Genomic DNA, 14,273 nt, shown 5'->3' on the forward strand with positions numbered 1-14,273 from the left:
AAATCAGCGCCGCCGCCCTGTCTCTCTCAAAGCGCCTTGGTCGCGACCAGGAAGGTCGCCTTGTTCTTGCCGGGGCACCACTGGTGGACAACGGAAAACCCGGCACGAGCCATCTCGTTGATCAGTCCTTCCTGGGTGAAACTGCCGACATAGGGCGCCTTGCCAACCAGCTGCATCACCGGGAGCGCCGCGCGGATATAGAAGGAGAAGTCGCGCAGACAGGCGGTGGAGGAAACGAACACGCCGCCGGGCTTCAGCATGGCGTGAACTTTTTCAAGAACCCTCTCGCGGTCTTCCAGCAGATGCAGCAGTGAATGCGCCATCACCGCATCATAAAGCCCGTCCGAGCCATTCATAGCGGCGACATCGCCCTGGCGGAAGTGAACATTGGTAATAGCTGCGTCCTCGGCCTTTCGTTTTGCAATCGCGATCATGGTGTCGGAAAGGTCAAAGGCGTCGATCCGGGCGACGGCGGGCGCGTGATAAAGCGCGGTCGAGCCCGTGCCGCAACCAATTTCCAGCACCCGCATGTCGGGGCGAAAATACTCGCGCGTGATGTCGAGCTTGATCTGGTAGGACTGCGGATCGGCGATGGGGTCACGGGAGTATTTTTCCGCGATCTTGTCCCAGAACTGTTTCTTGTTGGCTGCCATTGTCGGGCTCCTGCTTAACATATTGCGGCGCGGCTCAATTTTCGGCTGAACCGCCGTGATGTTGTGCGCAGTGATAGAGATTTTCAGACTATGCGGGAATTGCCTAAATTCCTTGAGCTGCTATACGCAGATGGATGATATGGGACGCTGTCAGATATGACTGGAACCAGGTCCGCGCCTTTCTGGCGACGGCCGAGGAAGGCTCTTTGTCCGCAGCAGCGCGGGCGCTGAAGGTGACCCAGCCGACGCTGAGCCGCCAGGTGGCCGGACTTGAGGAAAGTCTCGGCGTGACGCTGTTCGAGCGCGGCACCCGGTCGATGACGCTGACATCTGCCGGACGCCAGCTGCTTGTTCATGCCCGCACCATGAACGATGCCGCCAACAATATCTCGCTTGCCGCTTCCGGCCATTCCCAGGCCGTCGAAGGCGAGGTTTGTGTGGCGGCAACAAACGCAATGGCCACTTACCACCTGCCGGCCGTGGTCGCGAAGATCCGCAAGGCCGCGCCCGGCATCGCGCTCGACATCAAGACCTCCAACGCCCTTTCCGACCTGATCCGGCGCGAGGCCGATATCGCCATCCGGCATGCGCGCCCGACCGAGCCGGAACTGATCGCCAAACAGGTCGGCGTCACCTCGGCGACGATGTATGCGTCAAAGCGCTATCTCGACCGTCTCGGCCGACCGGTGACGATCGAAAAGCTGAAGTCGGCGGAGTTCTTCGGCTTCGAGTTTCGCGAGCAGCTTCTTCCGGTATTTGCCGAGGAGGGCATCACGCTGACCGTCGATAATTTCCCGGTGATCACCGAAAGCGGCACGCTGGTGATGGAGCTGATGCGCGCCGGCCTCGGCATCGGCCTCCTGCTGAAGGAGGATGTCGCGCTGTTTCCCGACCTCGAGGCGGTGTTTCCGGCCTTTAGGCCAATTTCCGTGCCGATCTGGCTGGTGACCCACCGCGAGCTCCATTCCAGCCGGCGCATCCGCGTGGTCTATGACATTCTTGCCGACCACCTTTCGCGACTTTCGTCCGACAGGCAGTGAATATTTCAATTATCTCCATTTCGGAAACAATATTTCAAATTCGCGCCGAATTGACCTTACCGGCTGCGTCGCTACAGTGACGGCAGACAATTCATCCGAAAAGGCGTTTCCCATGGCTCGCATCGACAAACACGGCCTTCAATTCGACAAGGCGCTCCATGATTTCCTCACCGAAAAGGTGCTTCCGGAAACCGGGGTCGACCCCGAGGCCTTTTTCGCCGGTTTTTCGGAGATCGTGCACGAGCTTGCGCCGAAGAACCGCGCCCTTCTGAAAACCCGCGACGCGATGCAGGAGCGGCTGGACGCCTGGTACAAGGAAAACGGCGCGCCGTCCGACATGGCGGCCTATGAGGCCTTCCTGCGCGAGATCGGCTACATTCTTCCCGAGGGCGATGATTTCTCGGTTGAGACCGACAATGTCGATCCGGAGATCGCCACGATTGCCGGCCCCCAGCTTGTCGTCCCGGTGATGAACGCGCGCTATGCGCTGAACGCCGCCAATGCGCGCTGGGGTTCGCTCTATGACGCGCTTTACGGCACGGATGCGATTGCCGAAGACGACGGCGCGGAAAAGGGTGCGGCATTCAATCCGAAGCGCGGCGAGAAGGTGATCGCCTGGGCCAAGGCCTTTCTCGATGAAAACATCCCGCTTGCCGCCGGCAAATGGGCCGATGTCACCGGCTTCGGCTACAGCGACGGCGTGCTGATCATCAAGACCGCGGCCGGCGAGACCGGCCTTGCCGATCCCGGCCAGTATGCTGGCTTCGATGACAGGGACGGCGATGAATTCCGGCTGATCTTCGCCAACCACAACCTTCATGTGATCGTTGACGTCGACCCGAATGGCATGATCGGCAAGACCGATCCCGGCCATATCAACGATATCGTGCTGGAATCGGCGATCACCGCGATCATGGACTGCGAGGATTCCGTTGCCGCCGTCGATGCCGAGGACAAGGTGCTCGCCTATGCCAACTGGCTCGGCCTGATGAAGGGCGATCTCACCGAAGAGGTTACCAAGGGCGGCAAGACCTTTACGCGCAAGCTGAACCCCGACATCACCTTCAGCGCGCCGGACGGCACGCCCGCAAGCCTGAAGGGCCGCTCGCTGATGCTGGTCCGCAATGTCGGCCACCTGATGACCAACCCGGCGATCCTCGACCGCGACGGCCGCGAGGTCCCCGAAGGCATCATGGACGCGGCGATCACCGCGCTGATCGCGCTCTACGATATCGGGGAAGGCGGCCGGCACATGAATTCGCATGCCGGCTCCATGTATGTGGTCAAGCCGAAGATGCACGGGCCCGAGGAAGTCGCCTTCGCCAACGAGCTTTTCGGGCGGGTCGAGAAGATTGTCGGCATGAAGCCGAACACGATGAAGATGGGCATCATGGACGAGGAACGCCGCACCACGGTCAACCTCAAGGAATGCATCCGCGCGGCCAAGGACCGGGTCGTCTTCATCAATACCGGCTTCCTCGACCGCACCGGCGACGAGATCCACACCTCGATGGAGGCCGGGCCGATGATCCGCAAGGGCGACATGAAATCGGCCCCCTGGATTGCGGCCTACGAGGACTGGAATGTCGATATCGGGCTGGAATGCGGCCTTGCCGGCCATGCGCAGATCGGCAAGGGCATGTGGGCCATGCCGGACCTGATGGCGGCCATGCTGGAAGCCAAGATCGGCCAGCCGAAGGCCGGCGCCAACACCGCCTGGGTCCCCTCCCCGACGGCGGCCACGCTGCACGCCACGCATTACCACGCCGTCGACGTTGCAAAGGTGCAGGAGACGCTGAAGGACCGGCCGCGCGCCAGCCTCACCAGCATTCTTTCCGTTCCCGTCGCGGTGCGTCCGAACTGGTCGGAAGAGGAGGTCCAGGCCGAGCTCGACAATAATGCCCAGGGCATTCTCGGCTACGTCGTGCGCTGGATCGACCAGGGCGTCGGCTGCTCCAAGGTGCCGGATATCAATGACATTGGCCTGATGGAGGACCGTGCGACCCTTCGCATTTCCTCCCAGCACATGGCCAACTGGCTCTACCACGGCGTCTGCACCGAGGAACAGATCGTCGCGACCATGAAGAAGATGGCCGCCGTGGTCGATCGTCAGAACAAGGGCGACCCCGCCTACCGGCCCATGGCCGCGGACTTCGACGGATCCGTCGCTTTCCAGGCGGCGCTGGACCTGGTGCTGAAGGGGCGTGAACAGCCGAACGGCTATACGGAACCGGTGCTCCATGCCCGCAGGCTGGAGCGCAAGGCGAAGGACGCCGCCTGAGAGGGCAGGTCTTGCGGCATTGCGCCCGCATAAAATGACGTCTTATCAATGGCTTGATTGTGCCCGACTTCGGCCGGGCATTTTGTTTTCCCTATCTTGGGGCGTTTTGTCACGACCAAAACCCTGAGGCGTCGGGGCTTTCGCCAAGTTCTTAAATTCCCGTAATATTATTCATGATTTCACGCCACAATTTTGGCGCGAATCATTGGCTTCCTCCCCTCGCTGTCAACATGCAGAAAGGAAGACGTTTATGAGGATGCGTAAAATCGTCTATGCGGGTCTTGCCGCGACAGTCATTGGTGTTGTCTCTCTTCAGACCGCTGCCTCGGCCGCGGAAATGTTTGATTCCGGAGGCACGTGGAATGCGGCCTGCGACAGTGAGATGACCTGCCGACTGACCACCAGCCAGATGCCGGCCGATGACGGCGGGCTCGCGATCCCCTCCTTCGTCAAGGCCGACAAGCCCCATGCGCCGGTGATGATGGTGCTGCCAACGATCACCGGGATGGAGACGCTCAATCGCGACGGCGTATTCACGATCGCTGTCGACGGACATGACATCGTCTCGATTATGGTCAAGGATCTGAAGAAGGACGACGCCGAGGGTGGCTACGTAACCCGCGACCAGGCCATCGTCCAGCCGGTGCTGGCAGCCGCCCGCGTCGGTCGCGACGAGATCATGGTCAGCTATCTGGGCCCCGACACCCAGGAGGTGGCGACCGCCGACCTGACCGGGCTCCACGCCAGCCTTGACTGGCTTTCCCAGCAGCAGCAGCCGGGCTCCGGCTCCTGACAAACGGCCAGCGCCTGCATCGCGAACGTCCGGTTTTCGCGATGCAGGCGCTCCTTTCAACGCTGGATGAACATACGGCGCTCCAAGCGGGCGCTTGCAGGGCGGCTGCCGGTGACCTAAATCGAGAGGGAAGCGCCCGGCGGCGGGCGCGAGACCGGGGAGCTGCCGATGCTTTTGACTGCGGCGCGACAAGCGCTTCTGGACCTGATCGACCCCAAGATGCGCGGCATCCTGTGGAAGGTGCTGGGCCTTTCCCTGCTCTGCCTCGTCGCGCTGTGGTTTGCCATCCGCTCTCTGTTCCTCTGGCTCGCCTTCCCCTTTCTCGCCAATTTGTTTCCAACGATGCCGGAATGGACGGGCTGGATCACCTTCGTGCTGCTGATCTTCGCCGCCGTCGGCCTGGCGCTCGGGCTTGCGCTGCTGATGGCGCCGGTCTCCGCCTTTGTCGCCGGCATCTTTCTCGATGACGCGGCCGAGCATATCGAACGCCTGCACTACCCGGACGATCCGCCCGGCACCGCCCTGCCGGTTTTGACGGCGATGAAGGAAGCGCTGAAATTTCTCGGCATCGTCATTCTCGGCAATATACTTGCCCTGCTGTTACTGTTCGTCCCCGGCGTCAATCTGGTCGCCTTCTTCCTGGTCAACGGCTATCTCCTTGGCCGGGAGTTCTTCGAATTCGCGGCGATGCGTTTCATGAGCCCCGAGGCCGCGCGCGCATTCCGGCGCGAAAGAGGCCTCACCGTGTTTCTCGCCGGCCTCGTCGTCGCCGGTTTCGTTGCGATCCCGATCGTCAATCTGGCGACGCCGTTGTTTGCCACCGCCTTCATGATACACATCGTCAGGCGAATGCGGGAGAGCGCAGTGGTTTGATGCGCGGAAATCATATTTTCCGCAATGAACGACGAAGAATACGGCCTTGAATCGAAGACCCGCCAAGGTTATGACCGTTTCATGGTGAAAAGGGCGAACAGGAGCTTGAAAATGGGGCGCATCGTTTATCTGAACGGGGAATGGCTGCCGGAGACAGAAGCCAAAGTGTCGATCTTCGACCGCGGCTATGTCTTTGCCGACGCGATCTACGAGGTCACCTGCGTGCTCGACGGCAAGCTTCTGGATTACCCCGGCCATGCCGCGCGCCTGAAACGCTCCACCGATGCGATCGGCATAAAACTGCCCGTCGATGACGACGGCCTGCTCGCGCTACACCGGCAGATCGCCGAACGCAACGACATGCGCGAAGGCCTGATCTATCTCCAGGTCTCGCGCGGCAATCCCGGCGATCGCGACTTCATGTTCGAAAAGGACATGGAGCCAACCTTCTCCATGTTCACCCAGAAGAAGAAGGTCATCGAATCGGCCTCGGCGAAGAAGGGCATTACCGTGGTCACGCTCGAGGACCTGCGCTGGGGGCGCTGCGACATCAAGACGGTCCAACTTCTCTACCCGAGCCTTGCCAAGATGGAAGCCCATGACAAGGGCGCGGACGATGCCTGGCTGGTGAAGGACGGTTTCGTCACCGAACAGACCTCCGCCACCGCCTATATCGTCACCGCCGACGATGTCATCGTCACCCGCCCGCTGTCGCGCGTGGTCCTTCCGGGCATCACCCGCGCCTCGGCGCTGGAGATCGCCGCCCGCAACGGCTTCAAGGTGGAAGAGCGCCCCTTTTCCGTCGATGAGGTCAAGGCCGCCAAGGAAGCCTTCTACACCTCCGCCAGCAATTTCGTCACGCCCGTCGTCGCCATTGACGGCGAGAAGATCGGCGATGGCAAGCCGGGCCAAATCAGCCTGAAACTGCGGGAGCTCTATATCGAAGACCGCCGGGCGAACGCGATCTGATTATCGACGATCACGCCAACGGCGCCAGCGGCGCAGGCATCTCCGAGGTCTTTTCCGCCGCCTTGCAGATGTCGGCGATGACGCAGGCGGGGCAATCGGGTTTGCGGGCCTTGCAGACATAGCGGCCGTGCAGGATCAGCCAGTGGTGGGCGTGGAAGAGGTAGTCGGGCGGAATGATCTTTTCGAGCTTCGCCTCCACCTCATCCGGCGTCTTGCCCGGCGCAAGGCCGATGCGATTGGCGATGCGGAAGATGTGGGTGTCGACCGCGATCGTCGCCTCGCCGAAGGCCATCGACATCACCACATTCGCGGTCTTGCGACCGACGCCGGGAAGGCTGACGAGTTCTTCGCGGGTCTTCGGCACGGCGCTGCCGAAATCGGCGATCAACCGCTCGCTGAGCGCAATCACGTTCTTCGCCTTGTTGCGATAAAGCCCGATGGTGCGGATATAGGAGGCAAGCTTCTCCTCGCCGAGTGCCGCCATCTTTTCCGGCGTGTCGGCCACGGCAAACAGCGCTTTCGTCGCCTTGTTGACGCCGACATCCGTCGCCTGGGCCGACAGCACCACGGCCACCAGAAGGGTGAAGGGATTGGTATGCTCAAGCTCGCCCTTCGGTTCCGGCCGCTGCACCGAAAACCGGCGGAAGATCTCGCGGATTTCGTCCTTGGAATAGGCCGTGCGGGCAGGCGGGCGCTTGCCGGCGGACGCCGGATTTGACTTTTTCGCCCTTTGGGTGCTCACTTGTGGCTTGGCTTTTGTCATTTTCTTTTGATCGCTGACGCTATGACCGATGTGAATGCGTTTGAGGACCGGCCGGTGTTTTCGGCTGAACTTTTCCCCCATCGCTCTTTGGGGCGCAAGGGTTTTCGCGTGCTGATCGCCATTGCCGCGCTCGGCTTTTTCCCGAATGCGCTGTGGTTCGCCGCCCATGGGGCCTGGCCGATCGCGCTTTACTGCGGCCTTGCCTTTGTCGCGCTCTACATCGCATTCCGGCTGTCCTACCGGTCGGCAAGGGTGCGCGAACATGTGTCCGTCTCCAGGCTTTCCGTTTCCGTGCGCAAGATCACGCCCTCGGGACGGATGAGCGAGACCCATTTCAATCCGTTCTGGACGCGGTTTGCCGTCGACCGTCACGACGAATTCGGCATTACCGGCATGCGGCTCTTGAGCCGCGATGAACGGCTCGAGATCGGCGCCTTTCTCAATCCGGACGACCGGGAGAGCTTCGCCGCCGCCTTCAAACAGGCTCTGGCAACCGTGAAACAGCGCATTTGAGCGCAATGCGCAAGTTTCGGGTGGCGGCGTGACGCCGAAGCGTGTTTCCTTCATCTTCCGAAGGAGGCCATGACGATGAACGCCATTCTTGAAACCATGACCGAAGAGCCCATCGAGATAACGCCCTCAGGCGCGGACTATGACGTCGTGCGCAAGGTCATCGCGATGATCAGCGAAGAGTACCGCGAACAGCCGGGGCTCGAGACAATCGCGCGGCGGCTCGACATGTCGCCGACCAGTCTGCAGAAGACCTTTACCCGCTGGGCGGGGCTTTCGCCCAAGGCCTTTCTCCAGGCAATCACGCTCGACCACGCCAAGCGCCTGCTCGGCGAGGAAAAGCTGCCGCTGCTGGACACCTCCTACGAGCTCGGGCTTTCCGGACCGGGCCGGCTGCACGACCTGTTCGTGACGCATGAATCGATGTCGCCCGGCGAATGGAAGGCAGGCGGCGGCGGGCTCGTCATCCGCTATGGCTTTCACTCCTCCCCCTTCGGCAAGGCGCTGGTGATGGCGACGGAGCGCGGGCTGGCCGGCGTCGCCTTTGCCGATCCGGGCGAGGAGAAAGCTGCGCTTGCGGACATGACCGCGCGCTGGCCCGAGGCGCGCTATGTCGAGGACGAGCCGATGACGGAAGCCTATGCCCGCCGCATTTTCGATCCGGCCGAATGGGCGGCGGACCGGCCGCTCAAGGTCGTGCTCATCGGCACGGACTTTCAGGTCCAGGTCTGGGAAAGTCTTCTGAAGATCCCCTTCGGCAAGGCCAAGACCTATTCCGAGATCGCCTGCGAGATCGGTCGTCCGAAGGCTTCCCGCGCCGTGGGGGCCGCGATCGGCCGCAATCCGGTCTCCTTCGTCGTGCCCTGCCACCGCGCGCTCGGCAAGTCCGGCGCGCTCACCGGTTATCACTGGGGCCTGACGCGCAAGCGCGCCATGCTGGGCTGGGAGGCGGGCAAGGCGTGACGAGGCAGGAGCGCCATGATAGGATTTCCCTGCCCGCCAGCCCGGCTAGGTGCCGTTGAGAGCCTAAATGCCGAAAAAGATAGTGCTGATCCTTGGCGTCTTCTACATTGCGGCAATCGGATTGAGCATTGTCGCCGGCCTCGGGTTGTCGCACGTCTCGGCGCCGGAACAACGATCGGGTTGTTATTGGCAAGATGCGCTTTTTCTCTACGTCGAGTGCGGCCCGGACGCGGCATTGCGATTGCCGAAAGCCATATTCTACAATTTTCCGCTGCTTCCCTCCATTCCGCTGGTTCTGGCTATGGCTTCGCTCTCCCGTCTCGGGAGTGCCCCGTTTATCGGCCTTCTTGGCGCTTTGGCCGCAGCGGCGGTGGCGGTCTTGGTCTATGTTCCGATCATCTATGCGCTATGGGTTGCCGGGCGCCGGCTCGCCGGCGCTGCCGGGAGGGCGGTCAAGAGCTTTACCCGGCGCTGAACGGGTCTTGACGATCCTTCCCGGCGACCCTGCATTTTTCTCGGACTGTTTGCGACCGGTCAAATCCTTGTCTAAATCGATTGATATCTTACCTTGACTTGCGAAGCAGCGCCTTGCGATAGTCGCGGGCGAATTACAGCGGATGTCGGCGCTTGCGTCCGGCGCCGATGTTTGCCAACAGTCATTGAAAGATCACCGCGGCGCGTTAGCCTTTGCAGCAGACGACGCCGAAAAGGCGCGAATGCTGTCCGGCTTAAGAAATCGAGAGCGGTTCGCAGGCCTTTCCGCCGCGAACCCGGAAAACGAAGGATGAGGATCATGGCTTCCAAACTTGACCAATTGCGCGAGATGACAACGGTCGTCGCCGATACCGGCGACATCAAGGCCGTCGCCAAGATCAAGCCGGTCGACTGCACGACCAACCCCAGCATCGTGCTCAAGGCACTGTCGACGGACATGTTCGACGAGCAGTTCGCCGCCGCCATCAAATGGGGCAAGTCCCAGTCGGGCGACCGCGATGCTGTTGTCGATGCCGTTGCCAGCCGCCTGGCGATCGATGTCGGCGCGGCGCTCGTCGATCTGGTGCCGGGCCGTGTGTCCACCGAAGTGGATGCCGACCTGTCGTTCAACACCGAAGGCTCGATCAAGAAGGCGCATGAAATCATCGCGGCTTACGAGGAACGCGGCATCGGTCGCGAGCGCATCCTGATCAAGCTCGCTTCGACCTGGGAAGGCATCCGCGCCTGCGAAGTGCTGCAGAAGGAAGGCATCGACTGCAACCTGACGCTCCTGTTCTCCAAGTGCCAGGCGATCGCCTGCGCCGATGCCGGCGCCTTCCTGATTTCGCCCTTTGTCGGCCGTATCCTTGACTGGTACAAGAAGGCCACCGGCGAGGACTACACCGCCGAGACCGATCCGGGCGTCCTGTCGGTGCGGTCGATCTACAATTACTACAAGTCCAACGGCATCAAGACCGTGGTCATGGGCGCCTCCTTCCGCAACACCGGGGAAATCGAAGGCCTTGCCGGATGCGACCGGCTGACGATCTCGCCGAACCTGCTCGAAGAGCTCGAGGCCGACCAGGGCAAGCTGGAGCGCAAGCTCTCGCCGGACGCCTTCGTGCCGGAGCCCAAGGTCGAGATGGACGAGCAGACCTTCCGCTGGATGATGAACGAGGACGCGATGGCCACCGAAAAGCTCGCCGAAGGCATCCGCAACTTCGCCGCCGACCTCGGAAAACTGCGCACGCGCGTGGCGAAAGAACTCGACGCCTGATCACGAAAACGTCAGACCGCTTAAAATTTGGACCCGGCCCTTGCGGCCGGGTTTTCTGTTTTGGCCGTTTTCTCGCTTCTTGGTCACGGTCTGGCGCGCACCAAATATCTAATTGAATTTATTTTCATAATTATCATTTTCCTGGCTCTTCGGCTGCTCGCCCCGTCTCTGGCGACCGCATTTCAAGCCCCTTAGCGTCAATGTTTCTGCAACGCTGCGGTTCGTTTTTGTGGACTTGTTGATCGATTGATTAAATCCTAATTCCCGGTCATCGAACGCAACAATGATGACACAGGAGTTCATCACCATGACCAAGTTTATCGCATCCGCAGCCCTTGTTTCCATTCTGGCTTCGGCTCCGGCCGCCTTCGCGCTGCAGCCGTCTGCCATTCCGGACACCGGCACCTTCACCAAGGCCCCTGTCGGCAGCACGGTCACCATCGAAACGACCGGCAAGTTCGGCAACCGCTACCAGAACTATTTCCGCGTCGGCGAAGACGGCGAGCTCGATTTCGTCTTCCAGGATTCGGCCAACTGATTTTGCGAGAGACAGGAGGCCGGCGGCGCTAGACTTCAGCGGCAACGCGCCGGAGAGCCAAAAAAAACCACCTCTCCCAGCTTCCGCCCTCTTGTTAATCAATTGATTAAACCTACATCTGGCCCACCAGTAAAATTCAGTCAGGAGACTGTCATGAACAAGATTTTTGCATCCGTCGCCCTCGTTTCCGCACTCGCCGCAGCGCCTGCCGCCTTCGCGATCCAGCCCTCGGCCATCCCGGATACCGGCAAGGTCACCAAGGCCCCTGTCGGCAGCACGGTCACCATCGAGACGACCGGCAAGTTCGGCAATCGCTACGATAACTACTTCCGCGTCGGCGAAGACGGCGAACTCGAATTCGTCGATCAGTACCGCACGAACTAACCAGATATCCCGGGAGTAAAGAGCGAGGGACAATCGTCCTTCGTCTCCCGGCGCCCGAAATCCAAACAGCCTCGAGACCGGGAAGGCCTCCGACTGCTTTGGACCGGGCAGATCAAACAACCCACACAAGAACCATCAAGGAGACTATCATGAAGAAGATCTTCGCATCCGCCGCCCTCGTTTCCGTTCTCGCCGCCGCTCCGGCCGCCTTTGCGCTGCAGCCGTCCGCCGTTCCGGACACCGGCACGTTCGAAAAAGCGCCCGTCGGCAGCACGGTCACCATCGAATCGACCGGCAAGTTCGGCGACCGCTACCAGAACTATTTCCGCGTCGGCGAAGACGGCAAGCTCGACCTCGTCGATCAGGTTCGCGAAAGCAGCAACTGACCGCTTCCCTCGTTTTCTCTTTCCTGGGCGAAGCAGAAAGGGCGACCGCAATCAGCGGCCGCCCTTTTCTTGTGCCTGAAAAGCTGAAGTCAGTTGGCCGCGGCCAGAAGCGCGGCGACAAGGCCCTTCGTCGAGGAATCGTGCCCTTCGGCACTCTCGCTGCCCGAGACCACCGGCAGAAGACCGGTCGCCAGTTCCTTGCCGAGCTCGACGCCCCACTGGTCGAAAGAATTGATGCCGAAGAGCACGCCCTCGACGAAGACGCGGTGTTCGTAAAGCGCGATCATCCGGCCGAGCGCATAGGGCGTCAGCGCATCGTAAACGAAGGTGATTGACGGCCGGTTGCCGGAAAAGACGCGGTGCGGCGCGATCTTCTCGGCCGTCGCTTCGTCCATCCCCTTGTCGAGAAGCTGGGCTTTCGCCTCTTCCAGCGTCCGCCCCTTCATCAGCGCCTCCGACTGGGCCAGGCAATTGGCCATCAAGAGCTGATGCTGGTGGCGCAGATCCGTCTCGTGACCATTGGCGGCGATCATGAATTCGATCGGGATGATGTTGGTGCCCTGGTGCAGGAGCTGGAAGAAGGCGTGCTGACCGTTTGTGCCGGGTTCGCCCCAGACGATCGGCCCGGTCGGCGTCGTCACTTCCTCAGATCCCACGGTCACCGACTTGCCGTTGCTCTCCATGTCGAGCTGCTGCAGGTAAGCGGCAAAGCGCGACATGCGCTGGTCATAGGGAATGACGGCGCGCGAGGGATAGCCGAGCACGACGCGCTGGTAATAGCCGATGAGGCCGAGCATGAAGGGCAGGTTCTCCGTGACCGGCGCCTCCTGGAAATGCCTGTCCATTGCATGGGCGCCGTCGAGAAATGCGCCGAAATTCTTCGCCCCGATCGCGATCATCAGCGGCAGGCCGATCGCCGACCAGATCGAGTAGCGGCCGCCGACCCAGTCCCAGAAGCCGAAGACGCGCGACGGATCGATGCCGAAATCGGCGACCTTGTCGAGGGCTGTCGAAACGGCTGAGAAATGATGGCCGACCGCGTCTTCGCCGAGCGCGCCGGCAATGAACTTGCGCGCCGTCTTGGCGTTGGTCATGGTCTCGATCGTGGTAAACGTCTTGGAGGCGACGATGAACAACGTCGTTTCCGGATCGAGCCCGGCAATCGTATCGGCGATATGGGCGCCGTCGATGTTGGAGACGTAGTGAAGCCGCGGGCCGTCATGATAGGGCGCGAGCGCGAGCGTGGTCATGGCCGGGCCGAGGTCCGATCCGCCGATGCCGATATTGACCACATCGGTGAAGGCCTTGCCGGTGGCGCCCTTGATGGAGCCGGAGCGGATGCCCTCTGAGAAATCGCCCATCGCATCGAGCACTTCGTTGACGGCGGGCATGACATCCTCGCCGTCGACCATTATCGGCGTATTGGCGCGGTTACGCAGCGCGGTGTGCAGGACGGCACGGTCTTCGGTGATGTTGATCTTCTCACCGGCAAACATCGCCGCGCGCTTTTCCTCGACGCCCTTTTCCCCGGCAAGCTTGACGAGCCCGGACAGGACCTCGTCATTGACGGCGATCTTGGAGAAATCCATGAGCAGGTCTTCAAACCGGAGGCTGAACCGGTCAAACCGGGCCGCATCGGCGGCAAAGGCCGCGCGCAGATCCGTGGCGTCGGTGCGCGCCGCAGTATCCTTGAGGGCATTGATGAGGGCATTCATGTCGATGGCTCCCTGAAAAGACTTGGAGATACGCTTATAGCGCCATTTTAAAACGATTGAATATGATTGTGTTCAATCATGCCGACGAAATCGAACGCTTTTTTGACATTGAAGGCGGGCGGGGCCTGAAAATCAACCGCCGGAATGCGAATTACCCAGACATCCCTGTCATCGTGCGACGCCTCAAACAGAAAACCGCGCGCCGAATGGCGCGCGGTCGGTATGGCAGTCCGTCTTCTTGCTCAGCCGGCGGTGCGCGGCGAGGCATGATGCTCGCGCTTGTGAGCGACCAGCATGAAATAGATGAACACGAAGGGGATCGCGCTCCAATAGGCGACCGACTTGTCGTGGCCCATATTGCGGGCGCGAAACGCGGTGAAGCGACCGAAGGCGAGCCCCGGAACCACGGCGTAGATCGACAGGCCCATGTAATAGGCGGTCGAGAGCGCCATGCCCTCGCTGCCGATGGCCTCGCGCGGGAAGGCGTATTCCAGAAGGTAGGAAATCACCAGATTGATCACGAAGATGAAGCAGGCACGCAGGAAATAGTCCCGGCGGTCATACTCGCGCAGTTCATTAGTCAGATAAACCCCCAGCAACACGCCGATGGCGCTCGTCACATAGGGAAAGAAAAACAGGCCTGACATCTCGTCTC

General features: G+C 61.2%; 16 protein-coding genes. 12 read left to right on the forward strand and 4 right to left on the reverse strand.

Going from position 1 to position 14,273, the window contains the following annotated elements; translation table 11 throughout:
- Positions 1 to 26: 26 nt before the first annotated feature.
- Complete coding sequence (locus tag FF124_RS01085; RefSeq protein ID WP_138746628.1) at positions 27 to 653, reverse strand: class I SAM-dependent methyltransferase; 627 nt, start codon at positions 651 to 653, stop codon at positions 27 to 29.
- A gap of 134 nt (positions 654 to 787) precedes the next feature.
- Between FF124_RS01085 and FF124_RS01090 the strand changes: the two genes are divergently transcribed.
- From FF124_RS01090 to FF124_RS01110, 5 genes are all read left to right on the forward strand, one after another.
- A complete protein-coding gene (locus FF124_RS01090) occupies positions 788 to 1,693 on the forward strand; it encodes a LysR family transcriptional regulator (RefSeq protein ID WP_138746629.1) in 906 nt (301 codons plus the stop codon).
- A gap of 112 nt (positions 1,694 to 1,805) precedes the next feature.
- Complete coding sequence (locus FF124_RS01095) at positions 1,806 to 3,974, forward strand: malate synthase G (RefSeq protein ID WP_138746630.1); 2,169 nt, start codon at positions 1,806 to 1,808, stop codon at positions 3,972 to 3,974.
- A gap of 250 nt (positions 3,975 to 4,224) precedes the next feature.
- Positions 4,225 to 4,767: a hypothetical protein gene (locus FF124_RS01100; protein WP_138746631.1), complete on the forward strand. Its 543-nt coding sequence runs from the start codon at positions 4,225 to 4,227 to the stop codon at positions 4,765 to 4,767.
- A 168-nt stretch (positions 4,768 to 4,935) separates the two neighbouring features.
- Positions 4,936 to 5,640, forward strand: a complete 705-nt coding sequence (locus FF124_RS01105; protein WP_138746632.1) for a sulfate transporter family protein — start codon at positions 4,936 to 4,938, stop codon at positions 5,638 to 5,640.
- A gap of 111 nt (positions 5,641 to 5,751) precedes the next feature.
- Entirely contained in the window at positions 5,752 to 6,609 is an 858-nt protein-coding gene (locus FF124_RS01110) for a D-amino-acid transaminase (RefSeq protein ID WP_138746633.1), read from the forward strand.
- Between the two features lie 10 nt (positions 6,610 to 6,619).
- On the opposite strand, the gene nth is transcribed toward FF124_RS01110, so the two are convergent.
- Positions 6,620 to 7,372 carry an endonuclease III gene (gene nth / locus FF124_RS01115; protein WP_138746634.1) on the reverse strand — a complete coding sequence of 251 codons (753 nt, stop codon included), beginning with the start codon at positions 7,370 to 7,372 and terminating at the stop codon, positions 6,620 to 6,622.
- 21 nt (positions 7,373 to 7,393) lie between these two features.
- Between nth and FF124_RS01120 the strand changes: the two genes are divergently transcribed.
- The 7 genes from FF124_RS01120 to FF124_RS01150 all read left to right on the forward strand — a co-directional run bounded on the left by FF124_RS01120 (position 7,394) and on the right by FF124_RS01150 (position 11,903).
- Positions 7,394 to 7,885 (forward strand): DUF2244 domain-containing protein, encoded by a 492-nt coding sequence (locus FF124_RS01120; RefSeq protein ID WP_138746635.1) that lies wholly within the window; start codon positions 7,394 to 7,396, stop codon positions 7,883 to 7,885.
- 75 nt (positions 7,886 to 7,960) lie between these two features.
- Positions 7,961 to 8,845 carry a methylated-DNA--[protein]-cysteine S-methyltransferase gene (locus FF124_RS01125; protein WP_138746636.1) on the forward strand — a complete coding sequence of 295 codons (885 nt, stop codon included), beginning with the start codon at positions 7,961 to 7,963 and terminating at the stop codon, positions 8,843 to 8,845.
- Between the two features lie 67 nt (positions 8,846 to 8,912).
- A complete protein-coding gene (locus tag FF124_RS01130; protein WP_138746637.1) occupies positions 8,913 to 9,320 on the forward strand; it encodes a hypothetical protein in 408 nt (135 codons plus the stop codon).
- Between the two features lie 318 nt (positions 9,321 to 9,638).
- Entirely contained in the window at positions 9,639 to 10,595 is a 957-nt protein-coding gene (tal, locus tag FF124_RS01135) for a transaldolase (RefSeq protein ID WP_138746638.1), read from the forward strand.
- Positions 10,596 to 10,902: 307 nt separating this feature from the next.
- Positions 10,903 to 11,133 carry a hypothetical protein gene (locus tag FF124_RS01140; RefSeq protein ID WP_138746639.1) on the forward strand — a complete coding sequence of 77 codons (231 nt, stop codon included), beginning with the start codon at positions 10,903 to 10,905 and terminating at the stop codon, positions 11,131 to 11,133.
- Between the two features lie 153 nt (positions 11,134 to 11,286).
- Positions 11,287 to 11,517 carry a hypothetical protein gene (locus FF124_RS01145; RefSeq protein WP_138746640.1) on the forward strand — a complete coding sequence of 77 codons (231 nt, stop codon included), beginning with the start codon at positions 11,287 to 11,289 and terminating at the stop codon, positions 11,515 to 11,517.
- A 149-nt stretch (positions 11,518 to 11,666) separates the two neighbouring features.
- Positions 11,667 to 11,903, forward strand: coding sequence for a hypothetical protein (locus tag FF124_RS01150; protein ID WP_138746641.1), 237 nt, complete (start codon positions 11,667 to 11,669; stop codon positions 11,901 to 11,903).
- Positions 11,904 to 11,992: 89 nt separating this feature from the next.
- Here the strand turns inward: FF124_RS01150 and pgi are convergent, their stop codons facing one another.
- Entirely contained in the window at positions 11,993 to 13,618 is a 1,626-nt protein-coding gene (gene pgi, locus FF124_RS01155; RefSeq protein WP_138746642.1) for a glucose-6-phosphate isomerase, read from the reverse strand.
- A gap of 242 nt (positions 13,619 to 13,860) precedes the next feature.
- Positions 13,861 to 14,265, reverse strand: a complete 405-nt coding sequence (locus FF124_RS01160) for a hypothetical protein (RefSeq protein ID WP_138746643.1) — start codon at positions 14,263 to 14,265, stop codon at positions 13,861 to 13,863.
- Positions 14,266 to 14,273 lie beyond the last annotated feature (8 nt).

Origin of the sequence: Martelella lutilitoris (genome assembly GCF_005924265.1) — a bacterium.
Taxonomy (GTDB): Bacteria; Pseudomonadota; Alphaproteobacteria; order Rhizobiales; family Rhizobiaceae; genus Martelella; species Martelella lutilitoris.